This window comes from Microbacterium sp. NPDC058342 (genome assembly GCF_042723935.1).
Taxonomy (GTDB): domain Bacteria; phylum Actinomycetota; class Actinomycetes; order Actinomycetales; family Microbacteriaceae; genus Microbacterium.
In genome coordinates, this window is sequence record NZ_JBHXID010000001.1 from 621,194 (window position 1) to 646,952 (window position 25,759).

Consider the following 25,759-nt stretch of genomic DNA (forward strand, 5'->3'; position numbering starts at 1 on the left):
GCTCCGCTGCTGAGCGGTCATCCGTCGTCTCCTCGGCTGGCTGCTGCGCCGTTCGGCACAGCCTTGCAACCATAGGGGTCTTCGCTCGTCCCCGTCAACTCTCGCCGGCGCCGCCGAGTGCACTCGACGCGGTGCGCAGCCATATCCCGTGACGCGGTCAGCCCGCGTCGCGCGGCGGGTTGTGCATGATCTCGAGGCGGATGCCGTTGTCGTCTTCGAGGAAGGTGGCGTAGTAGCGCTCCGCGAACCGCGGATACTCCTTCGGCTCGCGCACGGCCGCCCACCCCGCATCCAGCGCGATCCGGTGCAGCCGGTCGACCTCCTCGCGAGAGTCGACGGCGAACGCCAGGTGCTGCCAGCCGACGCGGCCATGCACGTGCGGCCCGGTCCCCGCATCGCGTGAGGGGTAGAGCAGGATCTCCGGCTGACCGGGCCGCCGCCAGTACGCATGATCCTCTGCGTCGTACGCACGCGTGTAGCCCAGCGCCGCGAAGACCGGATCGAACTGGGCGGATGCCCGGGGAACGTCATCGACGGTGATGCCGAGGTGATCCAAGGTCGCCATCCTTACAGTGTGCCGGACGCCGCCGACATCCGGCAGGGCAGACTGGTGTCATGACCGCCGCCGCCCCCACCCGCGCTTGCGAGCCGCCCCACGTCGTCCCGCGCCGTCGTCACCTGCGCGCCGGCGGGAAGGGCTGACGATGCTCGCCCACCTGCCCCTGCGTGCGGCGATCTTCGATCTGGACGGGACGCTGATCGATCAGCGGGTCGCGCAGGATGCTGCGGCGGTCGCCTTCGCCGCCGATCACGGCATCGTCGCCGACGATGTCGCCGAGCGCTGGCACGTGATCGCGCACCGCCACTACCGCCGTTATCAGACTCGAGAGATCACCTTCGAGCAGCAGAGGTGCGAACGCGTGCGCGAGTTCCTCGGCCGCGACTTCTCTGACGCTGACGCGACCGAGATCTTCGGCGCCTACCTCACACGCTACGAGGCAGGCTGGCAGATCTACGCCGACGCTGTGCCCGTGCTGCGCCGTGCGCGCGAGGCGGGCCTGGTCGTCGCGCTGCTCACCAACGGCCAGCAGACGCAGCAGTTCCGCAAGCTCGAGCGCTTCGCTCTGGTCTCCGAGATCGACGTCGTGCTCTGCTCGTCGGAGCTGCCCGCGGGCAAGCCCGACCCCAGGGCGTACGCGGCCGTGCTCGATCGGCTCGGTGTCGCCGCGGACGAGGCGGTGATGATCGGCGACTCCATCGAGGCCGACGTTCAGGGTGCCCTCGCGGCGGGTCTGCACGCCGTCCACCTGGCCCGGCTCGGGGAGGAGCCGGTCGGGCACGTTCACCACGCCGTCTCCCTGGACGAGCTCCGCTTCGCGCCGGCCGAGCGCACCGCCTGACACCGGACGGCGCCGCCGGGGCCGCGACTACCCGGCAGCGTCCGCCGAGACCATCCAGGACATGCCATAACGGTCGACGAGCGTGCCGAAGCGACCGCCCCACGGCGGCGTCTCGAAAGGCATCGTGACGGTGCCGCCTTCGCTGAGACCATCCCAGACGGCCTGCATCCGGGCCTCCTCGCCGCTGATGGAGATCGAGATGTTCTGAGGTTCCCGATACTCCATGCCGGTGGGCGTGTCAGAACCGGCGAGCACCATTCCGTCTTCGGTGGCGAGCCAGGAATGCATGATCTTTTCGGCGTCGGCCGGATCCTGCGGCATGTCGGGGAACGCAGAGAACTCGACCAGGTCGAGCTTGCCGCCCAGCACCGACTGGTAGAACGTCATCGCCTCGCGCGCGTTGTCGCGGAACGACAGGTAGGGATTGAGCACAGCCATCGGTTCACCTTCCGATCGGATGCCGGCGTCGTCGCCGACTTGCTACAGTCTGCGACCGGCCACCGACATCGGCAAGGAGGTTCTCATCCGGCGGCGCCGTCACGCGGCGGGTTGTGGACGAACTCCAGGCGGATGCCGCTGGCGTCCTCCACGAAGGACGCGTAGTAGCGCTCGCTGAAGCGCGGATACGACTTGGGGTCCCGGACGGCGGTCCACCCGGCCTCGATGGCGATGCGATGCAGTCGATCGACCTCGTCGCGCGATTCCGCGGAGAACGCGAGGTGCTGCCAGCCCGCCTCGCCGTGGCTGTGCGGCGAGGCATCCGCCTCGTCCCTGATCTGGAAGATGATGATCTCCGTCTCGTCGCCGTTGTCCCACGAGATCCCGTGTGGCGCCTCGATGCCCATCGAATAGCCGAGCGCTGTCAGCACCGGATGGAACTGTCGCCTGCCCTGGTCGATGTCGAGGACGGAGATGCCGAGGTGGTCGAGAAGAGCCATGCGACCCAGTCTGACCGATGCCCGGTGCCGCCACACGGGTGCCCGTCAGTGCGGTGCGTGATACTCCGCCTCACCGCGCTTCCAATAGCCCTTCACAACGGCTTTCGCCGTGTCGACGCCCCAGCGCTCCAGCAGCGCGCGCCCCGGCTTGACGATCGCCTGCTCAGCTGCGATGAAGCAGAACGGGTCCTCTCCCGGTGCATCCGCCTCGCCGAGACCGTCGAGGAAGGCGATCAGCGCCGAGCCCGCCGGTGCGTCGCCGCGGTGCAGCCACTCGACGGCGACGGGCGCGTCGATGGCGACCTCGTGTTCGCTGGAGACGACCTCGATCGCGATGCGCGCCGGTGTGCCGGACGGGATGGATGCCGCGAAGCGGCGGATCGCGGGGATCGCCGTCTCGTCGCCGACGAGCAGCCAGGCGCCCGGGTCGCCCGTGATCACCGCCGACCCGCGCGGACCGCCGACGCCGACGAAGGATCCGAGAGGAGCCGATGCCGCCCACGGTGCGCCCACTCCCGCATCGCCGTGCACGGCGAACTCGACGTCGAGCCAGTCCTGCCCCCAGGCGAGCGGCGTGTACTCCCGGCTGGGCGATGCTCGAAGCTCCTCCACCGACTCGGCCGGGCCGTCGGCGAAGAACAGCCGCATGTGATCGTCGGCGCCGGGGGAGTCGAACCCCGCGAGGTCGGCGCCCTCCAGGCGCACGCGCACGTAGTTCGGGGCCAGCCACTCGCGGTCCGCGAGCGTCACGGAGCGGAACCGCAGGTCGAGACCCCGGCGTTCGATCGAGAAGGCGGATTTCACATCGGTCATGAAGTAAGGCTAACCTAATTCGCAGCGGGTAAGGCTCGCCTAACCCCATCAGCGCATCCTCGGCGCACCGACCACCGCAGAACAGGAGACTCTCCATGTCCATGCCCAGACTCACCTCAGCTGTCGCGCTCGGCGCCGTCGCGCTTCTCGCCCTCGCGGGCTGCAGCAGCGCGCCGGCGACCGCGGACGGTCAGGAGAAGCCTGCCGCCGCCGAGGACCACTATCCCGTGACCGTGACCGACATGGCGGGCAACGAGGTCACGATCGAGAGCGCTGACAGCGTCGTCGTCACCGACAACCGCCTGTTCCAGCTGGTCTCCGACTGGGGCGTCGAGCTCACGGCCGCACCCCGTGCTCTGATGAGCCCGAACAACCCCCTCAAGGCGGAGGAGGGCATCCTCGATCTGGGCACCCACGCCGAGCCCGACTTCGAGAAGGTCGTCGAAGCCGACCCCGACCTGATCGTGAACGGCTACCGCTACAGCGGTCACGCCGAGGACATGCAGAAGGCGGCGCCGGACGCGGCCTTCGTCGACATGACCAACGACGAGCTCGGCACCGACGAGTACCTCGTCGACAGTGTCACCCTGCTCGGCGAGATCTTCGACAAGGAGGACGAGGCGCAGGCCGTCATCGACGACTTCCACGCGGCCGTCGACGCGGCGAAGAAGGCGTACGACCCGGAGACGACCGTGATGGGCCTGGTCACGAGCGGCAACGAGATCCGCTACTCCAGCCCCGAGGACGGACGCGGATCGAGCATCTTCTTCAGCCTGGTCGGCCTGACTCCGGCGCTCGAGAGCGAAGGCTCGGCGAACGACAAGGGCGACGACATCTCCATCGAGGCGATCGCCGAGTCCGATGCGGACTTCTTCCTGGTCCTCGATCGTGAGGCGGCCTTCGCCGACAGCGAGTCCTCGCCCGCGCGTGACCTCATCGCTGGCTCGACGGCGCTGGAGAACGTTCCCGCGGTCAAGGACGACGCCATCTACGTGATGCCCGACGACTTCTATCTCACCGAGGACATCGTCGCGTACACCACCGTGCTCAAGGAGCTGACCGAGGCGTTCGCCGCGCAGTCATGACGCACTGACTCCCGCGCGTAGCCGCGATCCGACGGATCGTGGCTACGCGCGTTCCCGACACAGGAAGGAGCGGCGATGGCATCGTCCGATGCAGTGGCGACGCGCATCACACACGTCGACGGGCTCTCCGCGAGCAAGCGATCCCGCACAGCACGGCACCGGTCGCGCCTGGTCAGGGCTCTTCCCCTGACGATCGCGATCGTGCTCACCGCGGGCCTGCTCACCCTCTCGGTGTTCACCGGCGTCGCCGACATCACGGACACCGCCGGTCGCGGTCACGAGTTCACCTGGATCACGCGCGTTCCGCGCACGATCGCCCTCGTGCTGGCCGGTGCGAGCATGGCGATGGCCGGGCTCATCATGCAGCTGATGACGCAGAACCGGTTCGTCGAGCCGACCACCGTCGGCACGACCGAGTGGGCCGGGCTCGGGCTGCTGCTCACCTACATCGCGATGCCGATGCCCTCGGTGATGGTGCGCATGGCGGTCGCGATCGTGTTCGCCTTCGTCGGGACGCTGATCTTCTTCCTGTTCCTGCGCCGGGTCACCCTGCGCTCCTCCCTGATCGTCCCGATCGTCGGCATCATGTTCGGCGCAGTCATCAGCGCCGTCTCGACCTTCATCGCTCTCGAGTTCGACCTGCTGCAGACCCTCGGTGCCTGGTTCGCCGGTCGCTTCACGGGTATCGAGGCGGGGCGGTACGAGCCGCTGTGGATCGTCGCGGTCGTCGCCGTCATCGTCGTCGTCGTCGCCGATCGCTTCACCGTCGCCGGACTCGGCAAGGACGTCGCCACCAACGCCGGTCTGAACTACGAGCGTGTGGTCCTCCTCGGCGTCGGTCTGGTCTCCATCGTCACGGGCGTCGTGACCGTCGTGATCGGCGCGCTGCCGTTCCTGGGTCTGATCGTGCCGAACATCGTCTCGATGATCCGCGGCGACAACCTGCGCACCAACATCCCCTGGGTGTTCCTCACGGGCATCTGGATCGTCACCGTGTGCGACCTCATCGGCCGCGTGGTGATCATGCCCTTCGAGGTCCCGGTGTCGCTCGTGCTCGGCGCCGTCGGATCCGTCGTGTTCATCCTCCTGCTGCTGCGCGCGAGGAGAAGCAGTGCTGTCTGACGTCTCGACCGCTCCGGCCCGGGCATCCACTTCCCCCGGCGGACGCAGCGCGGGCGCCTACGCGAGCCGGGCTCACCGCAGGCGCTACCTGCTCATCCTCACCGGGCTGATCATCGCAGCCGCGGCCGTGATCGCCCTCGTGCTCACCTGGGACAACCAGCAGGTGGCCTTCAGCGACAAGTGGTGGCGCATCGCGCGGATGCGCTCCGAATCGCTCATCGTGATCGCCCTGGTCACCCTCTGCCACTCCTTCGCGACCGTCTCGTTCCAGACGGCCACGAACAACCGCATCATCACCCCGTCGATCATGGGGTTCGAATCGCTGTACATCCTGATCCAGACCGCCGCGGTGTTCTTCTTCGGCGTCAGCGGGCTCGCCGAGATCGACGGCTTCGCGCAGTTCCTGCTCCAGGCGGCGGGCATGATCGTCTTCGCCGTGCTTCTCTACTCCTGGCTGTTCTCGGGCAGGCTCGGCAACCTGCACGTCATGCTGCTGGTCGGCATCATCATCGGCACGGGCCTGGGGGCCCTCTCGACGTTCCTGCAGCGGATGCTCGACCCGAACGAGTTCGACGTGCTGCGCGCGCGCATGTTCGGGAACGTCGGCAACGCGAACACCGACTACCTGTGGTTCGTCGTCCCGGTCTGTCTCGCGACGGCATCCGCGATCTGGTTGCTGGCGCGGCGGCTGGACACGATCGCGCTGGGCAGCGAGATCAGCACCAACCTCGGCGTGAACCACCGGCGCCAGGTCATGCTCGTCCTCACGCTCGTCACGATCCTGATGGCGATGAGCACGTCACTGGTCGGCCCGATGACCTTCCTGGGCTTCCTCGTCGCGACGCTCGCGTACGCCGTCACCGACACGTACAGCCACCGGCGCATCCTGCCGGTGGCATGGCTTCTCGGCTTCGTCATCCTCGGCGGCGCCTACTTCCTGCTGAGGCACGTGCTGCCGATGGTCGACACGGTCACCATCATCGTCGAGCTCGTCGGCGGCCTCGTCTTCCTCATCGTCGTTCTGAGAAGGGGACGCCTGTGATCCGTCTGTCCAACGTCGTCAAGCGCTACAGCAGCGACGTCGAGATCGGTCCGGTCTCGATCGACCTGCCCGCGGGAGGCATCGTCGCGCTCGTGGGCCCCAACGGCGCCGGCAAGTCGACGGTGCTCACCATGATGGGCCGGCTCATCGCACCCGATGCCGGAACGGTGGAGATCGGCGGTCTCGATGTGCACCGCACGCCGTCGAAGCAGGTCGCCACGACCGTGTCGATCCTGCGCCAGGAGAACCACTTCGTCACCCGCCTGACCGTGCGTCAGCTGGTGGGCTTCGGCCGTTACCCGTACAGCGGAGGACGGCTCACGCAGCACGATGAGGACAAGATCTCCGAGGCCATCGACTTCCTGAACCTCACCGATCTCGAGCAGCGCTTCCTCGATCAGCTCTCGGGCGGGCAGCGCCAGCGCGCCTACGTCGCCATGGTCCTCGCCCAGGACACCGAGTACCTGCTGCTCGACGAGCCGCTGAACAACCTCGACGCGCAGCACTCTGTGCAGATGATGCAGCAGCTGCGCCGCGCCGCCGACGAGCTCGGACGCACCATCGTCATCGTGCTGCACGACATCAACTTCGCCGCGGCGTACAGCGACTACATCGTCGCGATGGAGGAGGGCCGGATCGCCGTGCACGGCACCCCCGACGAGATCATCCGCGACGACGTCCTCACGGCGGTCTTCCGCACGCCGGTGACCGTGGTGGACGGGCCGAGCGGGAGGTTCGCCGTCTACCACCGGTGACGGGCTCCGCTCAGCGACGCCGGTGGTCCTCGGGGGCCAGACGCGGGCCACGGCGCGGCTCGGCGACACCCGAGGCGAAGATCAGGCGGATGATGCGCTGGCGGTGCCCGGCCCACGGCGCGAGCAGCTCCAGCATCCCCTCGTCGCCGGTCCGGCGGCCCGTGAGGGCGTAGCCGACCTCGTGGGCGAGATGGAAGTCGCCGACGCTGACGGCATCCGGATCGCCGAGAGCGCGGATGCGCGTCTCAGCCGAGGTCCAGGGGCCGATCCCGGGCAGGCTCGTGAGCACGCGATCGCGGGCTTCGCCGTCGGATGCCCTCAGCACGGCCCGCTCGATGCTCGGCCCGCGCACGGCCGACCGGGCGATCGTCCGCGCCTGTGACGGTTCGACCGCGGCGCGGTGGAAGGCCCAGGACGGGATGGAGCGCCAGCCTTCGGACGAGGGAGCGGCCGACATCGGGCGCGGCGTGGGCCCCGGAGCACGCTCGCCGTAACGGCTGACCAGGTGGCGCCAGGCGCCGAACGCCTGCATGGCGGTGACCTTCTGCTCGAGAATCGCGCACGCCAGGGCGTCGAAAACGCGGCGCGTGCGGGACATCCGGATGCCCGGGTTGCGTCGGGCGACCTCCGCGAGCATCGGATGCGAGGACACGTCGAACCCGCTGAGGTCGTCGTCCGCGCCGCACAGTGCGGGCACCTGGTCGAGTGCCTCGCCGGCGCCGGGTCCCCACGCCGTCGCGCGCACGCCGCCGCCGCCGGCCCGCAGGCAGAGCGTCGCGATCCCGGCATCCGTCCGGAACGCCATCCAGATGCGACCCCCCTCGATGACCATCGCGGGGTCGGTCCCTCCGCGCCGCAGCATGCCCACGGTCGCCATCAGATCCAGCGGATGCGCGGGGCGGTACACGCACTCGCGCGCCGCCGTGCGCGCGAGCGGCGCAGCATCCGTCAAGGTCATACCGAAACCCTACGCGCGACGGCTGACATCCCCTGCTCTCGCGAGCCCGCGGCAGGTCAGAAGCGGTCGGGCGAGGGGGTGCCGTGACCGTAGCGGATGACGACGTCGGCGTGCCGGTCGAAGCGGTAGCCCACCCCGCGCACCGTGCGCACGATGTCCTCGTGTCTGCCGAGCTTGGCCCGCAGGCGGCGCACGTGCACGTCGATCGTGCGCTCGCCCGGGGCATCGTCGTCGGAGGACGCCTGCCACAGCGCCGAGACGAGCTCGCTGCGCTCGATGGTGCGGCCCTCGCGCAGCACCAGGTACTGCAGCAGCTCGAACTCCTTGTAGGTGAAGGCGGCGGATTCGCCGTCGAGCAGCACGCGCTTGCGGGAGATGTCGACGACGACGCCGGACTCCTCGTCCAGCTCCTCCTCGACGGCGGCGTTGGCGCGGGCGATCGCGCCGGGCTCGTGCAGGGCGAGGCGCACGACGTCGAGGTCGCGACCGCCGGCCGACTGCGGGGCCAGGGCGACGGTGGCGTGCGTCTCGGCGTTCGGGGCGAGTTCGGCCAGAGTGCGTCGCAGGGCGTCGACCAGCACCGGAAGGCTCACGCCCGAGGCGGCGGCCTTGATCTCGTCGATGCCGACATAGAGGGCGAAGCCGCGCGGCGAGCGGATGGAGGGCAGGTCGGCGACGGCGGCGTCGGCGGGGGAGACGATGCGGACGGGCGCGGTGACGGGACGCTCGAGAAGTGCGGTGTTCGGCATGATGATGGTCCTTGAGGGAGGCGAGCCGTCGGGCTCGGAATGCGTTGCACGAATGACCGGGATGAGCCGGTGGGAGATGAGCGCGAAGGGTGGGCGCTCAGAGACTCTCCCCTCAGATCGAGAAGGAGTCGGCTGGGTGGTTGCGCCTTAGCAACACATTCGGCAACACATGCCAACGCGACCGGGCATCATCATCCCGGCAGTCCCGTTCGCCTCCTGGGCGGACAAGGGGCGTGCGTTGGTGGTCATGGGGCTGATTATTTCCCATCGTGACCCGCTATGTCAAAACGTGACAATCCGCGCCGCGAAACACGACGTAACGTTGTGGGGGTGACATCAACAGCTCGTGCCCCCGAACCCGAGATCGTCAACGAGAAGGACGCGTCGCGTTACACCCTCACCCGCGACGGCGTGCTGCTGAGCGTGCTCGACTACCGCGACGACGGACGCACCGTCGCGATGACCCGGGCCTACACGGTCCCCGCCTTCCGTGGGCACGGGTACGCGGCCGAGGTCGTCGCCGGCGCGGTCGCCGACATCGAGGCCGCCGGAGATCGATCGGTGGACGCCGTCTGCTGGTACGTCGCCGACTGGTTCGAAGCGCATCCCGACAAGGCGCACCTGCTGCGTCGGCGGTGAGCTCGCGCCGAGGTGGCGCAATCGGCGCCATCCCCGCGGCGGATGCTGCAGATCGCGCCACATGAGCAGTCGGGCCGGGCCGCACCACGGCACGCCTCGAACGCGATGTCGGAGGGTCTGCCTACCGTGGACACATGCGAATCCTGCACACCTCCGACTGGCACATCGGCCGCACGTTCCACGGGCACTCCACGCTCGCGGCGCTGGCCGAGGTGCTCGATGCGCTGGTCGGTCAGGTGCGCGAGAACGACGTCGACGTGGTGATCGTCGCGGGCGACGTCTTCGACTCGGCCACGCCTGCGGCATCCGCGTACACCCTCCTCGACGAGACGCTGCTGGCACTGCACGAGACCGGCGCGACGGTCATCATGACCAGCGGCAACCACGACTCCGCGGCGCGACTCGGCTTCCACTCGCGGCTGCTTCGCGACGGGATCCATGTCCTGACCGACCCGCTCGCGATCGCGGCGCCCGTCACCGTGCGCGACGAACACGGGCCGGTGCATTTCTTCGGCATCCCCTACCTGGAGCCGGCCATCGTGCGCCGCCTCTGGCCGGATGCCGTGCTGCGCACGCAGGCGCAGGTGATGCACCACGCCATGGGGCTGGTCCGAGAGGGCATGGCGCGGAACGGCGGGCGCTCGGTCGCCGTCGCGCACTGCTTCGCCGCGGGCGTGGACCCGACCGCAGGCCTCGAGCGAGAGGTGCGTCAGGGTGGACTCGACGTGGTGCCGCTGGCATCCTTCGACGGCCCCGACTACGTCGCGCTGGGGCACATCCACGGCCGTCAGCAGCTCGGGGAGCAGGTGCGCTACTCGGGCGCCCCGCTGCACTACAGCTTCGGCGAGCAGCACAAGGAGCGCGGTTCCTGGCTCGTCGACCTCGACGCCGACGGCCTGGCGAGCACCCGGTGGCTGGCGCTTCCGGTGCCGCGTGCACTCGTGACGCTCATCGGCGCGCTCGACGAGATCCTCTCCGACGAGAACGCCGGCGCGCACGTCGGCGACTGGGTGTGCGCGGTCTACACCGATGCGGTTCCGCAGCACGAGCCGATGCGCCGCCTGCGCGAGCGCTTCCCGTTCTGCGCGCTGGTGCAGCACCAGCCGTCCGGGGCGGATGCCGCTGAGGACCGTTCCTACGCGCAGCGGCTGCGCACTGCGGTGACCGACCCGGAGCGGATCGAGGCCTTCCTCGAGCATGTGCGCGGCGGCGAGGGCGCCACCGAGCGCGAGGCGGAGCTGATCCGCGAGGTGCTCGATGATCGGGTGCGCGCCGAGGCGCTCGTCTGATGCAGCTGCACCGGCTCGAGGTCGAGGGGTTCGGCCCGTTCCGTGCACGCCAGGTGGTCGAGTTCGACGCCTTCGCCGATGACGGCATCTTCCTGATCGCCGGGCGAACCGGCGCCGGCAAGTCGTCGATCCTGGACGCCGTCTGCTTCGGGCTCTACGGCGGTGTGCCGCGCTACGACGGCGGCGAGAAGCGGCTGCGCAGCGATCACTGCGAACCGGAGGACGTCACCGAGGCGCTCGTCGAGTTCAGCACCGTCTCCGGCCGCTATCGGGTGACCCGCTCTCCCGCCTATGAGCGCCCGGCCAAGCGCGGCGGCGGCATGACGACTCAGCAGCCCTCGGCACTGCTGGAGGAGCTCGTCGGGGGCGAGTGGGTCGGGCGCGCGGCGCGCGTAGTCGATGTCGCGCACGAGCTGGAGGAGATCCTGCAGCTGAGCCAGGAGCAGTTCCTTCAGGTGATCCTGCTCGCGCAGAATCGGTTCGCCGACTTTCTGCTCGCCGACAGCCGGGAGCGTCAGGCGCTGCTGCGGCGGCTGTTCGGCACCGAGCGGTTCTCCGATTACCAGGCGCGCTTCGACGAACGGCGCCGTGCCGCCGAGCAGGCTCTCGCCGGTCGCAGGGCGACCGTCGACGCGCGACTGGAGGAGGCCGAGCGGGTGGTCTCGGAGGCCGCGCTGTGGGGTGAGGATGCGGATGCCCCGCCCGGCACGACGGATGCTCGGATCGAACGCCTCCGCCGAGCGATCACACGCGCCGACTATCAGGTGGAGCGCTCCGCAACCGAGCGTGCCGCGGCGGAGAAGGCTCTCGGAGAAGCAGACGTGGCGCTCGTCGCGCTCAAGGAGCAGCGGCAGGGGCAGGCGGACCGCGACCGCGCGCGAGCGGCCCTCGCGGAGTTGGAGGCACAGGCCGACGAGATCGCCGATGCGGCGACCCGACGGGACCGCGCCCGCGCGGCCGACGGGCTGCGCGGGCTGATCACGACGGCTGCGCGCACATCGGCGGCCGCGCAGCGGGCGGCGCAGGCCGAGGCGGATGCCGTGGACGCGGCGACGGATGCGGGCGTCGAGCGGCGCGACGACGCGGAGGGCCCGACCACCCATTACCGTTCCTGGGCATCCGACCGCACGCGCGAGATCGGTGCCTGGCAGCAGGCTGCCGCACTCGAGGCATCCGCTCCCCAGCGCAGGAAGGAGCTCGCGACGGCCCGCGAGACCGAGAGCGGGCTGACCGCCGCCTTGGCCGCGATCGACGTCGAGCGCGAGACGCTTCCCGAGCGCGTCGCGCAGCTGAACGTCGAGCGTGACGCGGCCCGCACGCGGGGCGCTCTCGCCGAGGCAGCCGCACAGGCCGTCACCGCGGCCGAGACCCGCGCCGCCGGCGTGCTCGACGTGGAGCGGCTCACCGCTGACATCGCCGAGGCCGCTCGCGCCGAATCCGAGGCGAGCGACGCGCACGCGCGCGCCCAGGCCGAGCTCTCCACACTGCGCAGACGAAGGCTCGACGGCTACGCCGGTGAGCTCGCCGAGGCTCTGGTGGCGGGGGAGCCGTGCGCCGTGTGCGGTTCCGTCGAGCATCCTTCACCTGCCGAGCACGTCGATCCGGTGACGGCCGACGACATCGCAGCCGCGGAGAAGGTCCGCGATGCCGCGGCGAACGCCGAGAGGGAGGCGACCCGTGCCCTGTCGGCCGTGACAGCCGCCCGGGCAGCGGCCACCGAGCGGGCGGGCGGCCGCACGGCCGAGCAGGCGGCCACAGAGCTCGAGCGCACCCGCACCGAGCACGAGGCGGCCCTCGCGGCGGCCGCGCGCGCTGAGGCGCTGACGGCCGAGCTCGACTCCCTGCAGCAGGATGCCGCGGATGTCGAGGCACGGCGCACAGCGGCATCCGAGGCGCTCCAGTCTGCCCGCACCGCGCTCTCCCTCATCGAGCAGCGCATCGCGGACGCCGACCAGCTCATCGCCAGCGCCCGCGGTGATCACGAGACCGTCGCTGCCCGCGTCTCGGAGGCTCAGCGGCAGATCACCGCCGCGACGGCGGCAGCAGATGCGATGGATGCGAATGCGGATGCTGCGGCTCGCGCGCGAGCGGCTCAGGATGAGCGTGACCGGGCCATCGAGGATTCCATGTTCGACGACGTCACCGCGGCCGAGCAGGCCCTGGTCAGTGCCGCCGAGATCCAAGCACTCGACGAACGCGTCACCGCACATCGCATCGCACGCGAGAAGGAGCGCGCCCTGCTGCTCGACCTCGAGCTCCGCACGCTTCCCGAGGAGCCGATCGACCTCGTGCCGGCACAGGAGGCGGCCGCCACCGCACGCGCCTCCTGGCTGCGCGCCGTCGACGACGACAGCCGTGCGCGCGGCGTGCAGTCCGGCCTCATCGCCGTCGTCGATGCCGCTGCATCCGAGCATTCGGCCTCGGCGGAGGACACCGCCGAGTTCGAGACGCTGCGCAACCTCGCCGACACCCTGGCGGGGCGCTCGGGCAACACCCGCAGGATGAACCTCGAGACCTTCGTGCTCGCCGCCGAGCTCGAGGAGATCGTCGCCGCGGCCAACCTGCGACTGCGCGACATGTCCGACGGGCGCTACGAGCTGCGGCACTCCGACGCGCTGGCGGCACGCGGGGCAGCATCCGGCCTCGGCATCGTGGTCTTCGACGCCTTCACCGGCCAGACCCGGCCCGCGAAGTCGCTCTCCGGAGGAGAGACGTTCCTGTCCTCGCTCGCGCTCGCGCTGGGGCTCGCCGAGGTGGTCACGGCGCGCGCCGGCGGCATCCGACTCGACACCCTCTTCATCGACGAGGGCTTCGGATCGCTCGACTCCGACACGCTCGAGACCGCCATGCGCACCCTGGACGAGCTGCGTCAGGGCGGCCGCACCGTCGGGGTGATCAGCCACGTCGAGGCCATGCAGGAGCAGATCCCCGCTCAGGTGACCGTCCGCGCCCTCCCCGACGGACCGAGTGTCATCGACGCGCCGGCGAGCTGACGCGAACCCGCCCCGGATCCGCCGGTGTCCTCACCCCGTTTCGGCGGCGCTCAGACTCCGTACTCGCGCCGCACGTGCTCCCACAGCTCAGCGCTGCATGCGGCGACGACGTCGTCCCACAGCTGCGTCGCGCCGTCCTGCGCACGGTCGGAAACCACCCGCAGCACGCGGATCGGCACATCGAACCGCTGCGCGACCCACACGAGGGCGAACGTCTCCATGTCGACGAGCACACCGCCGAGCGACCGGATCCGGGCCACGGCATCCGCGTCGTCGACGAAGCTGTCGCCCGTCGCGATCGTGACCCCCTCGCGTCCGGTCTGCAGGAGGGCGGGCAGTCCGACGTGCTGGCCGATGACACCGTCGAGGTCCTGCACATCGTGCTGAATGGCGGCGCCCACCTCGTAGATGCCGGACTCGATGTCGTCGCTGACGGCACCCGCCGTGCCTACGACGACGATCTCGTCGTAGCGCTTCGCATCCAGGGCACGGGTCAGCGCGTGGGCCGCCATGAGCTTGCCGGGACCGGTGACGAGGCGATCGAAGCCGGGGAGCTCTGCGGGGAACGCCTGCAGCTCGGAGGCCAGGGCGGCGACGAGAAGTTTCACGCATCCATCCTGTCAGGTGGAGACTGGTAGTCCCGACGAAGGAGGCCGCCGTGACCATGCAGCAGCAGATCGCCGAAGAGCTCGGTGTCAAGCCGGAGATCGACCCCGCCGCCGAAGCCGAGGCGAGAATCGCCTTTCTGACCGACTATCTGCGAGCCACCGGCGCGCGAGGGTTCGTGCTGGGCATCTCCGGTGGGCAGGATTCCACCCTGGCAGGGCGGCTCGCGCAGCTCGCCGTGGAGCGGGTGCGCGAAGGCGGGGGAGAGGCGACGTTCGTCGCGGTGCGGCTGCCGTACCGGGTGCAGGCGGATGCCGCGGATGCCGAGGCCGCGATCGCGTTCATCGGAGCGGACCGTTCCCTGACGGTCAACATCCAGCACGGCGTGGACGGGCTGCAGCAGGATCTCGAGGAGGGCGTGGGCGAGAGCATCAGCGACTTCAACCGCGGCAACATCAAGGCGCGCCTGCGGATGGTCACGCAATACGCGCTCGGCGGCCACGACGGCCTGCTGGTGATCGGCACGGATCACGCAGCCGAAGCGGTCACCGGCTTCTACACGAAGTTCGGCGACGGCGCTGCGGATCTGACCCCGCTGTCCGGACTCGACAAGCGGCAGGGACGGACACTGCTCAAGCACCTCGGCGCGCCCGAGCACCTGTACCTGAAGGTGCCGACGGCCGACCTGCTCGATGGCGTGCCCGGGCGCCCGGACGAAGACGAGCTCGGCCTGACCTACGAGCAGATCGACGACTACCTCGAGGGCCGCTCGGTGCCGGCCGAGGTGGCCCGGCTCATCGAGTCGAAGTACATCGCCACGCAGCACAAGCGTCACCTCCCGGTAACGCCGCAGGACACCTGGTGGCGTTGACCCGACGGGCCTGGACGGGCGCGGCGGGGGTCGTCCCGATCGTCGGAGTCGCCTCCATCCTGGCGGCCGCGCTCGCTGCCGCCCTCGTTCCCGGCCCGGCGGTGCTCATCGTCGTGCTCGCTGTCGTGCTCGTCGGCGGGGCGCTCGGGCTGCTGCTGGTGCGACATCGCGGAGCGGAGGGGCGGCATCGCCGGGTCGCCGCGGTGCGCGACGCGTGGGCGGCGGCAAGACCGGACGCGGTGCGGGAGCCCGACGGTGCGCCGGATGCGCGCGATGTGGCGCTCGCGCTGCCGCGCGGCTGGCGCGTGGAGTCCGCTCGGGGGCGTGTCCGCTTCGAGGTGGACGGTGCCGTCGTGCATGCCGAGACCTGGGTGCTTCGCGCCGCCGGTGGTTCGCGGCGCGACCCTCGCCGGCGGGAGGTGGTGGTCATCGCGGCGCGCACGGGTGCCGTGAGGGCATGGCTGCCGATCGGGGCATCCGTCGATCCGCTGCTGGTCGCACCGTCGTGGGGCGACGCTGCGTCACCCGAGCCGAGCTGGATGCCCGCGGTCCGCGAGCGGACGGCGGCACATGAGGACCTCCTGGCGGCGTTGAGCGTCGGGGACGACCGGGTGGTCCTCTTCGCGCTCGACGACCCTCGTCCGCAGGCGATGCTCGCGCGGGCGAGGCTCGTCAGGGATGTCGCTGCGCGCATCGGGTGAGCCGGGACGCGTTCGGCGCGGGATGCGGGGAGGCGATGTCCCACCCGGCCGTTAGTGTCGAAGGCGAGCAAGGGAGAGGGGCATCGTGCGGGTCGTCACGGCGGAGAATCGGGTGGTCTGGAGCGCGAGCGATCTGAAGCTCGCAGCGGAGTGCGAGTTCGCCTGGGCGCGCGCGCTGGACGCCAAGCTCGGTCGGGTGTCCGCGGTCGAGGAGCCCGAGGATGCCACGCTCGCCCGCGCCGCGAAGCTCGGCGACGTGCACGAGGTCGCAGTGCTGGACAGGTACATCGCCGAACTCGGCGAATCGGTCGACGGCGGGCCCGGCGTGGTCGTGCTGCCCAAGGTCTCCTCCGCCGATGCCGACGAGCTCGGCGGCGCAGTGCGCGAGACCGAGCGGGCCCTGCGCTCCGGTGCCGGGGTGGTGTTCCAGGCCGCGTTCTCGACCCCGGAGTTCGTCGGCTTCGCCGACTTCCTCTTCCGCGACGCGGACGGCGGCTGGCGCGTGCAGGACTCCAAGCTCGCTCGCACCGCCCGCGCCACGGCGCTCATGCAGCTGGCGGCATATGTCGATCAGCTCGATCGGCTGGGCATACCGCGATCCGACGAGGTGGATCTGATCCTCGGCGACGGAACCACCAGCACGCACCGCGTCGCCGACGTGCTCCCGCTCTTCCACGTGCGCCGGGCGCGGCTGCGTGCGCTGATCGCCGACCGCGACGTCGAGGCGGGGGCGGCCGGAACGCCGCTCGCCTGGGGCGACGACCGCGGAGACCTGCAGATCTCGGCGTGCGGCCGGTGCGCGACCTGTGAGGAGCAGGTCCTCGCGCACCGGGACCTGCTCCTGGTCGCCCGTATGCGTCCCGTGCAGCGCCAGCGCCTGCGCGCGGCGGGCATCCGGACCGTCGACGATCTCGCCGCGGCGACCCGCGCTCCGGACGGCATGAACTCCGACACCTTCGCCGGGCTCCGCGCTCAGGCGCGGCTGCAGGCCGGGGTCGCACTCGAACCGGGCGATGTCCCGCCGTTCGAGCTGATCTCGCCGAACGCGATCGGCCTGATGCCGCGCCCCAGCCGCGGCGACCTGTTCTTCGACTTCGAGGGCGACCCGCTCTACACCGAGCCGGTGAGCGGGCCGAACACCAGGCCGCAGTGGGGTATCGACTACCTGTTCGGCTGGACCGACAACGACGAGCAGTACTCCGCGCTGTGGGCGCACACCTTCGCCGACGAGAGGCAGGCGCTGCTCGACTTCCTGGAGTTCGTCAGACTGCGCAGGCACACGCACCCCGATCTGCACATCTACCATTACGCGCCGTACGAGACCTCCCATCTGGCCGCGATGGCCGCCCGGCACGGAGTCGGCGAGGCCGACGTCGACCGGCTGCTGCGCGAGGGCGTGTTCGTCGACCTGTATCCCATCGTGCTGCGCTCGGTGCGGATCGGCTCGCGGTCCTACTCGATCAAGAAGCTCGAACCGCTGTACATGGGCGATGAGGTGCGCACCAGCGACGTGCAGAAGGGCGACGACTCGATCGTCCGGTACGTACAGGCGCGGGCACTGGCGGATGCCGGTCAGGATGCCGAGGCGCAGGCCATCCTCGACGATCTGGCCGACTACAACCGGTACGACTGCGTCTCCACACGTCGCCTTCGCAACTGGCTGATCGGGCTGGCGAAGCAGGAGGGCGTGCTGCCGGCGCCTCCCGACGATCCGGAGACCCGTGCCTATGAGCCGGCCCCGCTCTCGCTGGCGCTGCAGGCCGCAGCACTGCACGCCGAGCGCGAGGGCCGTAGCGGCGAGGAGTTCCGAGTCGCCGCGGCGGCGATCGACTACCACCCGCGCGAGGCCAAGAGCTTCTGGCAGGGGCATTTCCAGCGCCTGCGTGAGCCGGTCTCGATCTGGGAGTCGACCCGCGACGTGCTTCGCGTGGATGCCGCATCCAGCGCTTCCGTCGAGGACTGGGGCGTCGCCGAGGGACAGCGGGTGCAGACCCGGCTGCTGAGGCTGCGCGGCGAGGTCGCACCGGGCAGCACCCTCGGTGCCGGAGCACGCCCGTTCGCGCTGTACGCCGCACCAGCGCCCTTCGCCGCGCAGGGGCCCTCGCGAGTGATCCACGTGCCGCACGAGGTCGAGGTCGTCGAAGTGCTCGACGACGGGTACCTGGTGCGCGAGCGCACGGTCGGAGGCCAGACCTGGGATGAGCTCCCCCTCGCGCTGGCGCCGGCGGCGCCTCCGAACGCGGCGACCCAGCAGGGCGCGATCGAGGACTGGGCGGCGTCCGTGCACCACGCGGCACCGGGCTTCCCGGCCGACGCGGCCACCGACATCCTGCGTCGCATCGCCCCGCGCACGGTGTCCGGCACCGGGCTGCCGAAGGCGGGGGACGACCGGATCGACGCGATCGTGCGCGGCATCCTCGATCTCGACGACAGCTATCTCGCCGTGCAGGGGCCACCCGGCACCGGCAAGACCTACACCGGCTCGCAGGTGATCGCGCGGCTGGTGAACGAGCACAACTATCGCATCGGCGTGGTCGCGCAGTCACATGCCATCGTCGAGAACCTGCTGCAGCGCGTGGTGGCCGACGGGGTTCCGCCATCGAAGGTGGCGAAGAAGCCCAAGGACGAGGAGGCCCCGGCGGCCTACACCGTGATCCGCAAGGACGGCATGGCCGCGTTCCTCGCCGAGCACGACCAGGGCGGCGCCGTGGTCGGCGGCACGGCCTGGGACTTCAGCAACATCCGACGCGTCGACCGGAAGGGCCTCGACCTGCTCGTGATCGACGAGGCCGGGCAGTTCTCCCTGGCCTCGACGATCGCGGTCGCTGCAGGCGCCAAGCGCCTGCTGCTGCTCGGAGACCCGCAGCAGCTGCCGCAGGTGAGCCAGGGCACGCACCCCGAGCCGGTGAACACATCGGCACTGGGCTGGGTGATGGACGGGGACTCGGTCATCGATCCGGCGTACGGGTACTTCCTCGCCGAGTCCTGGCGCATGCATCCCGAGGTGGCAGCCCCCGTCTCGGCGCTGTCCTACGCGGGACGCCTGGCGTCGGCTCCCGGGGCCGAGCGGCGCATCGTCGAGCGCGTAGAGCCGGGGCTGCACGTCGTCCCGGTGCGGCACCGCGGCAATGCGACGCAGTCGCCCGAAGAGGCGGCCGAGGTGGTCAGCATCGTGCGCGACCTCGTCGGGCGGGGGTACGTGGACGGGATGGAGGACGCGGCGCAGCGGCCCCTCGAGCAGTCGGACATCATCGTGGTGGCGCCCTACAACGCCCAGAAGCAGCTCATCCACGACGAACTCGCCGCCGCAGGCTTCGGGGAAGTGGCCGTCGGCACGGTGGACAACTTCCAGGGCAAGGAGGCGGTCGTCTCGATCACATCCCTGGCGGCCTCCAGTGGCCGGGACGCCCCGCGCGGGCCGGAGTTCCTGCTGCTGCAGAACCGTCTGAACGTCGCGATCTCGCGAGCCAAGAGCGTCGCCTACCTCGTGCACTCGCCGGCTCTGCTCGACGACCTGCCCTGGACGCCGGAGGGCGTCGCGCGCCTGAGCGCCTTCGCGCATCTGGTCGGGGCCGACCGCGACTGACCGGATGCCGGACCGACAGCGGCGGTCGAACTCAGACGGTGCCGTACAGGCGGTCGCCGGCGTCGCCGAGACCGGGCACGATGTAGCCCTTCTCGTCGAGGCGCTCATCCAGCGCACCGAGAACGAGGGTGACGTCGCGGTCGCCCACGAGGTCCTCGATCGCCGCGACGCCCTCGGGGGTGCCCAGCAGGCAGATCGCGGTGACGTCCTTCGCGCCGCGATCGAAGAGGAACTGGATGGCCGCGCCCAGCGAGCCGCCGGTCGCGAGCATCGGGTCGATGGCGAAGCACTGCCGGTCGCTGAGGTCGTCGGGAAGGCGCTCGGCGTACGTGGTCGGCTCGAAGGTCTCCTCGTCGCGCACCATGCCCAGAAAACCGACCTCGGCGGTGGGGATGAGCTTCACCAGACCCTCGAGCATCCCGAGGCCGGCACGCAGAATCGGCACGACGATGGGGCGCGGCTCCGCGATCTTCACTCCCATGGTCCGCGTGACCGGCGTCTGGATCTCGATCGGGGCGACCTTCACCCCGCGGGTCGCCTCGTAGGCGAGCAGCGTCACCAGCTCCTCGGTCAGCTGACGGAAGACCGGTGACGGCGTCCTCTCATCCCGCAGCACCGTGAGCTTGTGAGTGATGAGCGGGTGATCGGCCACATGAACGCGCATGGATACAGGTTACTGGGATGCCCGCTCGGCGGCCGAACGGGCTTCGCGGCGCGCACGCCAGGTGGCGTTCGTCTTCTTCGCCGTGACAGCGGTCACGACGCCGGCGACGAGAGCGGGCAGAGTCATGAGCATGATCACGAGGGCGGGGCTGTTGTCCATGACCTCCACACTACGGAGAAGAGCGGGGGCCGACATCCGCCGTGCGGGGGAGATCGCGTCATCCCTCGGCGGGCGGATGCCGCGGTTAGGCTCGAGCACATGACCGCTGTGCACGACGAGGCGATGGGCCGCGCGCTGGCGCTCGCCGCCGCTGCCGGCGCCGCGGGTGACGTCCCGGTCGGCGCTGTGGTCCTCGATCCCGCCGGACGCATCGTCGGCGAGGGACGCAACATCCGCGAGCAGACCCATGATCCGACCGGTCACGCCGAGATCGTCGCCCTGCGTGAAGCGGCCGAGGTGCACGGCGGCTGGAACCTCGAGGATCACACCCTGGTCGTCACGCTGGAGCCGTGCGTGATGTGCGCGGGCGCCATCCTGCAGGCGCGCGTCGGGCGGGTGGTGTTCGCCGCCTGGGACGACAAGGCGGGCGCAGCGGGATCGATGTACGACCTGCTGCGCGATCGCCGCCTGCCGTACCGCGCCGAGGTGATCGGCGGCATCCGGGCCGATGAGGCCACCGTGCTGCTGCGCGACTTCTTTGAGTCACGGCGCTGACGCGTTCCACGCCCTCGCTCCACCCGCCCTCGGCGAGCAGATGTGTCGCAGATGGTCGCTTCGGCGCACGCGATGCGGCCATCTTCGACACATCGACGGGGTGCTGAAGGGGCCAGGGGCGTCGGCCCGCCCCGGTGATCGTCAGTCGGAGGACTTCAGGACGAACACATCGGTCGAGGGCTCGGGATCGAGCGACGGACGGTAGACGTCGGGCTCCAGGTAGATCACACGGGCGGCGGGCACCGCATCGCGGATGCGGCGTTCGATCTCGTTGATGTCGTCGGCGGCATCGCGCACCGACTTGTCGGCGCTCAGCGCGATCTTCGCGGCGACCATGAGCTCGTCCGGGCCGAGGTAGAGCGTCTTGATGTGGATGAGCTTCTCCACGTCGGGACCGCCCGAGATCGCGTCGACGATGAGGTCGTGGTCGACGCGGCTCGCTCCCTCTCCGACCAGCAGGCTCTTGGTCTCCATGCCCAGGATGAGCGCGATCGCGATCAGCAGCAGGCCGATCATCAGCGTGCCCAGCGCATCGAAGAGGGGGTCGCCCGTGATGAGCGTCAGGCCGACGCCGAGCAGCGCGAACGTGAGACCGGTGAGAGCGCCGGTGTCCTCCAGCAGCACGACGGGCAGCTCGGGGGCCTTCGAGCGCCGCACGAACGAGAACCAGGACTGGCCCTTCTCGCGCACCCGGTTGCTCTCCTTGATCGCCGTTCTCAGCGACAGCGACTCGAGCACGATCGAGATGACCAGCACCGCCAGCGGCAGCCACCACCAGGTGGCGTCGACCGCGTGCGGATGGATGAGCTTCTCCACGCCCTCGTAGACCGCAAAGAGGCCGCCCAGCGAGAAGAGCACGATCGAGACGACGAACGCCGAGACGTAGCGCTCCCGCCCGTAGCCGAACGGGTGGTCGCGGTCGGCCTCGCGCCTGGCCTTGCGGCCACCGAGCATCAGCAGCAGCTGATTGCCGGAGTCCGCCACCGAGTGGATCGCCTCGGCGAGCATGGACGCCGACCCGGAGAGCGCCCAGGCGAGGAACTTGGCGAGGGCGATGCCCAAGTTCGCCAGGAATGCCGCGATGATCGCCTTGCTGCCGCCCGATGCGCTCATGGCTCGAGTCTACGCGGCACCCGCCCGCGCACACGGGATCACATGGCCGCGTGGGAGCAGGTGGGCTGCGGCTGGCCCCGCTCGTAGGATGGCGGTATGGTCGACGCCCTTCCCTCGCTCGCGTTCCTCGGTGCCGGTTCGATGGGCGGTGCGATCCTGCAGGGGGTCGTCGCTTCCGGCGTCCCCGTCGAGGGTGGCATCGTGGCGACCAATCGCTCGCGCGCGAAGGCGGATGCCCTGGCATCCCTGCCCGGTGTGACGAGCATCGCACTGGAGGAGAACCCGGACGGGAACACGGATGCCGCCAGTGCCGCGCGCATCGTGCTGGTCGGCGTCAAGCCTGCCATGGTCCGCGACCTGCTCCGCGAGATCGCGCCGTCGCTGCGCGACGACGCGATCGTCGTGAGCCTCGCCGCGGGCGTGACACTCGGCACCTTCGCGGATGCCCTGGGCGCGGGCGCGCATGCCGTGCGCTCGATGCCGAACACCCCCGCCACCGTCGGGCGGGCGGTCACGGGGATCGCCGCGGGAGCGTCGGCCACCGCCGAGGACATGGCTCTGGTGCGCGCGCTCTTCGAGACGGTCGGCGCGGTGATCGAGGTGCCCGAGGCGCAGATCGATCCGCTCTCGACGGTGTCCGGCTCGGGACCCGCGTACGTCTACGTGCTCATCGAGGAGCTCACGAAGGCGGCGAAGGGCATGGGTTTCTCGACCGCCGACGCCCGGCTGATGGCCGAGCAGACCTTCATCGGGGCGGCGGCCCTGCTGCAGGCCTCCGGTGACGACCCCGCCGAGCTGCGCCGCCGTGTGACGAGCCCCAAGGGCACCACCGAGCGCGCGGTCGCCGTGCTGCAGGAGGCGCGTCTCGACGACGTGTTCGCGCGCGCCACCGCCGCCGCGCTCGCACGGGCCAAGGAGCTCGCCGCCGGCTGAGGACGCGCCCGCGCGCGCATGTCGCAGAACTGGCGGGTGCGGATGCGACGGACCCGCCCCTACTGATCCGCGCTCGCCGGCGTGTCTCAGTATCTGAGGGTGTGAGCGCGCTGGACCCGCAGGTACTGAGACACGGTCCCGCCGGAGGCCGGATCCGGCTCAGCGGTCGAGGCCGGCGAAGCGCTCGATGTCGCTGTTCGTGCCCGAGACGATGATGAGGTCGTGGTTGGTGACGACGGTGTTCGCCTCAGCATAGCGGAACGGCTTGCCCGGGCTCTTCACGCCGACCACCGTGACCTTGTACTTGGTGCGCACCCCCGACTCGTTCAGGCCGACACCGCGGATGAACTTCGGGGGATACATCTTGGCCAGCACGAAGTCGTCGTCGAAGCGGATGAAATCCAGCATCCGACCGCTCACGAGGTGCGCGACGCGCTCGCCCGCCTCGCGCTCAGGGTAGATCACGTGGTTGGCGCCGACGCGCGCGAGGATCTTGCCGTGCGACTGCGAAACGGCCTTGGCCCAGATCTGCGGCACCTTGAGGTCGACGAGGTTGGCGGTGATCAGCACGGATGCCTCGATCAGCGAACCGACGGCCACGACCGCCACCTGGAAGTCCTGCGCGCCGATCTGACGCAGCGCGTCGATGTTGCGGGCATCCGCCTGCACGGTGTGCGTGACCCGCTCCGACCACTTCTGCACGAGACCGAGGTCTTCGTCGATGGCGAGCACCTCGCGATCGAGCCGGTCGAGCTCACCCGCGCAGGCCGCGCCGAAGCGGCCCAGTCCGATCACGAGCACCGGCGCGTCGCCGCGAACCATCTCAACCAACGATCGGCCTTTCCACCGGCAGCGAGTAGAGCTGCGAACGGGACGTCGCGGCGACCGCCGCGGCGAGAGTCACTGTACCAACGCGGCCCATGAAGATGGTCGCCGCGAGCACGTAGGTCGCCGAGTCCGGGAGCTCGGCGGTGAGGCCGGAGGTGAGTCCTACGGTGCCGAAGGCGGAGATCACGTCGAACAGCACGTCGATCACGGGCGCCTTGGTGATCTGGGCGATGATCACCGTCGACACCGCCACGATCGTGGCGCCCCAGGCGACGACCGAGAGGGCGACACGCTGCACGTCCGAGGGGATGCGGCGGCCGAACGCCTCGACCGACTGGCGGCCCTTCGCCTCGGACCACACGGCGATGGCGAGCACGGCGAGGGTGGTGACCTTGATGCCCCCGGCGGTGGATGCCGACCCACCGCCGACGAACATGAGCATGCAGGCGACCAGCATCGACGACCCGTTCATGTCGCTCATGTCGATCACGCTGAACCCGCCGGACCTGGTCATCGCGGAGAGGAACAAGGCGTTGACGGTGGTCTCGCTCGCATCCATGGAGCCGAACGTGCGTGGGTTGTCGAACTCGAGCACGAGGAACACCGCGGCGCCGACCACGAAGAGGGAAACCGTCGTGATCAGCGTGAGCTTGGAATGCAGCGACCAGCGCTTCACATGCCAGACGTGCTTCGCGAGGGTGTAGATGACCGGGAAGCCGATGCTGCCCAGGAACACGCTGATCATCAGCACGATCAGCACCAGGTAATCGTCGGCGAACACGGTGACCCCGCCGGCGTTCGGGGTGAAGCCCGTGTTCGTGAAGGACATCGCCGCGTAGAAGGGCGCCTCCCACAGTGCCGCGACGGGCTCGACGCCTGCCCAGAGCAACGCGGGGTAGAGGATGACGGCCACGACGCCCTCGATCACCAGGGTCGACAGCACCACGGTGGTCAACAGCTGGCCCACCTCGCCGAGACGCACGGTCTGGCTCTCGTTCACCGGTCCGCCGTGCGCGCGCATCGGGTTGGTGTCGCCGGCGGCGAGCAGCTTTGCGCGCAACCCGAGCCGACGGGAGATGACCATGCCCATCAGCGAGGCGAGGGTCAGCACACCCATCCCGCCGATGTTCACTCCGAGGAAGATCAGGACGATGCCGAACGGCGACCAGTGGCTGCTCATGTCCACCGTCGACAGGCCGGTGACGCAGATCGTCGACATCGCGGTGAACAGAGCATCGCTCAACGGAGTCACCTTGCCCGATGCCGAGGAGATCGGCAGGGAGAGCAGCGCGGTGAACAGCAGGATCAGAGCGGCGAACACGGCGATCGCGAACTGCGACGGCGACGAGGTGATGACGTGCTTCACCCGTCTGGCGACGGCTCCGAACCCGCGCCGGGGGGAGGATGCCGACATCATGCCCGACATCGATCCCCCTCCTGCTGTGCGCACGACGCCGATCGCCGGGCGTTCGACATGGTACTCCGTGCGTGCCGTCCACCGTGCGCCAGGCTAGGAGACGCGCCGCTCGGCGACTACCCTGATGGCATGACCGACATCTTCGACGTGATCGCGGACGGCACGAGGCGCGACATCCTCCAGCTGCTGCTGAGCCGCTCCGCCGACGGAGAAGCCGGCACGAGCGTCACCGAGATCGTCAGCGAGCTGGGTGTGAGCCAGCCCACCGTCTCGAAGCATCTGAAGGTGCTGCGCGAGGCTGAGCTGGTCACCGTCCGCGAGGACGGCCAGCGCCGGTTCTACAGCATCGCGGTCGCGCCACTCGAGACCGTCGACGACTGGCTGGTCCCGTTTTTGGTCGATGCCTACGGGGACCAGGCGCCGCAGATCGACACCCCGTATGCGCCGCTCCCCGACACCGCCGCGCACGCGGCCGAGGTCGTCGGCCGCGCGGCGGCGTCGGCGAAGCACGTGGTCACGAGCGCTTTCAAGCGCCGCGCCTGA

General features: G+C 70.1%; 26 protein-coding genes. 14 read left to right on the forward strand and 12 right to left on the reverse strand.

Annotation, left to right across the window (positions count from 1 at the left end; genetic code table 11):
• Positions 1-157: 157 nt before the first annotated feature.
• A complete protein-coding gene (locus tag ACFWHT_RS02770) occupies positions 158-565 on the reverse strand; it encodes a VOC family protein (protein WP_378825245.1) in 408 nt (135 codons plus the stop codon).
• Between the two features lie 139 nt (positions 566-704).
• On the opposite strand from ACFWHT_RS02770, the gene ACFWHT_RS02775 reads away from it, so the two are divergent.
• Positions 705-1,400: an HAD family hydrolase gene (locus ACFWHT_RS02775; RefSeq protein ID WP_378825248.1), complete on the forward strand. Its 696-nt coding sequence runs from the start codon at positions 705-707 to the stop codon at positions 1,398-1,400.
• 27 nt (positions 1,401-1,427) lie between these two features.
• Here ACFWHT_RS02775 and ACFWHT_RS02780 read toward each other — a convergent pair whose 3' ends face one another.
• From ACFWHT_RS02780 to ACFWHT_RS02790, 3 genes are all read right to left on the reverse strand, one after another.
• Positions 1,428-1,838: a VOC family protein gene (locus tag ACFWHT_RS02780; protein WP_378825249.1), complete on the reverse strand. Its 411-nt coding sequence runs from the start codon at positions 1,836-1,838 to the stop codon at positions 1,428-1,430.
• 83 nt (positions 1,839-1,921) lie between these two features.
• The gene (locus tag ACFWHT_RS02785) at positions 1,922-2,338 is read right to left on the reverse strand and encodes a VOC family protein (protein ID WP_378825250.1); all 417 of its coding nucleotides are present in this window, start codon (positions 2,336-2,338) and stop codon (positions 1,922-1,924) included.
• Between the two features lie 45 nt (positions 2,339-2,383).
• Positions 2,384-3,151, reverse strand: coding sequence for a siderophore-interacting protein (locus tag ACFWHT_RS02790; RefSeq protein WP_378825252.1), 768 nt, complete (start codon positions 3,149-3,151; stop codon positions 2,384-2,386).
• A 95-nt stretch (positions 3,152-3,246) separates the two neighbouring features.
• Here ACFWHT_RS02790 and ACFWHT_RS02795 point away from each other — a divergent pair, with 95 nt between their 5' ends.
• The 4 genes from ACFWHT_RS02795 to ACFWHT_RS02810 all read left to right on the forward strand — a co-directional run bounded on the left by ACFWHT_RS02795 (position 3,247) and on the right by ACFWHT_RS02810 (position 7,155).
• Positions 3,247-4,236 carry an ABC transporter substrate-binding protein gene (locus ACFWHT_RS02795; protein ID WP_378825254.1) on the forward strand — a complete coding sequence of 330 codons (990 nt, stop codon included), beginning with the start codon at positions 3,247-3,249 and terminating at the stop codon, positions 4,234-4,236.
• A 75-nt stretch (positions 4,237-4,311) separates the two neighbouring features.
• The gene (locus ACFWHT_RS02800) at positions 4,312-5,358 is read left to right on the forward strand and encodes an ABC transporter permease (RefSeq protein ID WP_378825256.1); all 1,047 of its coding nucleotides are present in this window, start codon (positions 4,312-4,314) and stop codon (positions 5,356-5,358) included.
• Complete coding sequence (locus tag ACFWHT_RS02805) at positions 5,348-6,400, forward strand: iron chelate uptake ABC transporter family permease subunit (protein WP_378825258.1); 1,053 nt, start codon at positions 5,348-5,350, stop codon at positions 6,398-6,400. Before ACFWHT_RS02800 ends, ACFWHT_RS02805 begins: the two co-directional genes overlap by 11 nt.
• Positions 6,397-7,155, forward strand: a complete 759-nt coding sequence (locus tag ACFWHT_RS02810) for an ABC transporter ATP-binding protein (RefSeq protein WP_378825259.1) — start codon at positions 6,397-6,399, stop codon at positions 7,153-7,155. Before ACFWHT_RS02805 ends, ACFWHT_RS02810 begins: the two co-directional genes overlap by 4 nt.
• A gap of 10 nt (positions 7,156-7,165) precedes the next feature.
• Here ACFWHT_RS02810 and ACFWHT_RS02815 read toward each other — a convergent pair whose 3' ends face one another.
• Positions 7,166-8,113, reverse strand: coding sequence for a DNA-3-methyladenine glycosylase family protein (locus ACFWHT_RS02815; RefSeq protein WP_378825261.1), 948 nt, complete (start codon positions 8,111-8,113; stop codon positions 7,166-7,168).
• A gap of 56 nt (positions 8,114-8,169) precedes the next feature.
• Entirely contained in the window at positions 8,170-8,862 is a 693-nt protein-coding gene (locus ACFWHT_RS02820) for a winged helix-turn-helix domain-containing protein (RefSeq protein WP_378825264.1), read from the reverse strand.
• Positions 8,863-9,192: 330 nt separating this feature from the next.
• Here ACFWHT_RS02820 and ACFWHT_RS02825 point away from each other — a divergent pair, with 330 nt between their 5' ends.
• From ACFWHT_RS02825 to ACFWHT_RS02835, 3 genes are all read left to right on the forward strand, one after another.
• On the forward strand, positions 9,193-9,501 hold the full coding sequence (locus ACFWHT_RS02825; protein WP_378825265.1) for a GNAT family N-acetyltransferase: 309 nt from the start codon (positions 9,193-9,195) through the stop codon (positions 9,499-9,501).
• A gap of 134 nt (positions 9,502-9,635) precedes the next feature.
• Complete coding sequence (locus tag ACFWHT_RS02830) at positions 9,636-10,790, forward strand: exonuclease SbcCD subunit D (protein WP_378825266.1); 1,155 nt, start codon at positions 9,636-9,638, stop codon at positions 10,788-10,790.
• A complete protein-coding gene (locus tag ACFWHT_RS02835) occupies positions 10,790-13,783 on the forward strand; it encodes an AAA family ATPase (protein WP_378825268.1) in 2,994 nt (997 codons plus the stop codon). Before ACFWHT_RS02830 ends, ACFWHT_RS02835 begins: the two co-directional genes overlap by 1 nt.
• A gap of 50 nt (positions 13,784-13,833) precedes the next feature.
• On the opposite strand, the gene ACFWHT_RS02840 is transcribed toward ACFWHT_RS02835, so the two are convergent.
• Positions 13,834-14,391 carry a nucleoside phosphorylase gene (locus tag ACFWHT_RS02840; protein ID WP_378825270.1) on the reverse strand — a complete coding sequence of 186 codons (558 nt, stop codon included), beginning with the start codon at positions 14,389-14,391 and terminating at the stop codon, positions 13,834-13,836.
• A 56-nt stretch (positions 14,392-14,447) separates the two neighbouring features.
• Between ACFWHT_RS02840 and nadE the strand changes: the two genes are divergently transcribed.
• The 3 genes from nadE to ACFWHT_RS02855 all read left to right on the forward strand — a co-directional run bounded on the left by nadE (position 14,448) and on the right by ACFWHT_RS02855 (position 19,547).
• Positions 14,448-15,260, forward strand: a complete 813-nt coding sequence (gene nadE / locus ACFWHT_RS02845) for an ammonia-dependent NAD(+) synthetase (RefSeq protein WP_378827868.1) — start codon at positions 14,448-14,450, stop codon at positions 15,258-15,260.
• Positions 15,251-15,961 (forward strand): hypothetical protein, encoded by a 711-nt coding sequence (locus tag ACFWHT_RS02850; protein ID WP_378825272.1) that lies wholly within the window; start codon positions 15,251-15,253, stop codon positions 15,959-15,961. The genes nadE and ACFWHT_RS02850 overlap by 10 nt, the downstream gene beginning before the upstream one ends.
• Before the next feature lie 85 nt (positions 15,962-16,046).
• Complete coding sequence (locus tag ACFWHT_RS02855) at positions 16,047-19,547, forward strand: TM0106 family RecB-like putative nuclease (RefSeq protein ID WP_378825274.1); 3,501 nt, start codon at positions 16,047-16,049, stop codon at positions 19,545-19,547.
• A 31-nt stretch (positions 19,548-19,578) separates the two neighbouring features.
• Here ACFWHT_RS02855 and upp read toward each other — a convergent pair whose 3' ends face one another.
• Entirely contained in the window at positions 19,579-20,211 is a 633-nt protein-coding gene (gene upp, locus ACFWHT_RS02860) for a uracil phosphoribosyltransferase (protein ID WP_378825276.1), read from the reverse strand.
• A 9-nt stretch (positions 20,212-20,220) separates the two neighbouring features.
• Positions 20,221-20,370: a hypothetical protein gene (locus ACFWHT_RS02865; protein WP_378825278.1), complete on the reverse strand. Its 150-nt coding sequence runs from the start codon at positions 20,368-20,370 to the stop codon at positions 20,221-20,223.
• 99 nt (positions 20,371-20,469) lie between these two features.
• Here ACFWHT_RS02865 and ACFWHT_RS02870 point away from each other — a divergent pair, with 99 nt between their 5' ends.
• Positions 20,470-20,925, forward strand: coding sequence for a nucleoside deaminase (locus ACFWHT_RS02870; protein WP_378825281.1), 456 nt, complete (start codon positions 20,470-20,472; stop codon positions 20,923-20,925).
• Positions 20,926-21,066: 141 nt separating this feature from the next.
• On the opposite strand, the gene ACFWHT_RS02875 is transcribed toward ACFWHT_RS02870, so the two are convergent.
• A complete protein-coding gene (locus tag ACFWHT_RS02875; RefSeq protein ID WP_378825282.1) occupies positions 21,067-22,038 on the reverse strand; it encodes a cation diffusion facilitator family transporter in 972 nt (323 codons plus the stop codon).
• 96 nt (positions 22,039-22,134) lie between these two features.
• On the opposite strand from ACFWHT_RS02875, the gene proC reads away from it, so the two are divergent.
• Positions 22,135-22,971 (forward strand): pyrroline-5-carboxylate reductase, encoded by an 837-nt coding sequence (gene proC / locus ACFWHT_RS02880; RefSeq protein WP_378825283.1) that lies wholly within the window; start codon positions 22,135-22,137, stop codon positions 22,969-22,971.
• Positions 22,972-23,130: 159 nt separating this feature from the next.
• Here the strand turns inward: proC and ACFWHT_RS02885 are convergent, their stop codons facing one another.
• Together ACFWHT_RS02885 and ACFWHT_RS02890 are read right to left on the reverse strand one after the other, a co-directional pair.
• Complete coding sequence (locus ACFWHT_RS02885) at positions 23,131-23,793, reverse strand: potassium channel family protein (RefSeq protein ID WP_378827870.1); 663 nt, start codon at positions 23,791-23,793, stop codon at positions 23,131-23,133.
• 1 nt (position 23,794) lies between these two features.
• Complete coding sequence (locus ACFWHT_RS02890; protein ID WP_378825285.1) at positions 23,795-25,225, reverse strand: TrkH family potassium uptake protein; 1,431 nt, start codon at positions 25,223-25,225, stop codon at positions 23,795-23,797.
• 120 nt (positions 25,226-25,345) lie between these two features.
• On the opposite strand from ACFWHT_RS02890, the gene ACFWHT_RS02895 reads away from it, so the two are divergent.
• Positions 25,346-25,759, forward strand: coding sequence for an ArsR/SmtB family transcription factor (locus tag ACFWHT_RS02895; protein WP_378825287.1), 414 nt, complete (start codon positions 25,346-25,348; stop codon positions 25,757-25,759).